General features: G+C 40.4%; 1 protein-coding gene. It reads right to left on the minus strand.

What is annotated here, in order from left to right:
* Nucleotides 1–194: hypothetical protein (locus tag Q4563_RS20095; protein WP_303605769.1), on the minus strand; the 194-nt coding region annotated here is incomplete at its 3' end.
* Between the last annotated feature and the right edge of the window lie 76 nt (nucleotides 195–270).

The following is a 270-nucleotide window of genomic DNA, read 5'->3' on the forward strand; positions in this document are numbered from 1 at the left end:
GGTATACCCAGTTCCCGAAGTGGTTTGGTGATGGTTTTAACTGTTTGCTTGTTTTGAGCATGAAGAAACAAACAATTTGGTATTCCTTTGTTGTTAGCATACTTTAATAGCCGATCATTTATTTCCTGATAAAATGCCCGATCAGCATCAGATTCTGTGACAACTACAAACTCATAGAATAACCCGCTTAACACTCCTGTTGATCGTAACAGAGGGTTCCTCATGAGCTTGAGAATGTCCTCATTTGGTAGGATTCGCGCTGTCGCTAAT

Source organism: Gilvimarinus sp. 1_MG-2023 (assembly GCF_030548285.1).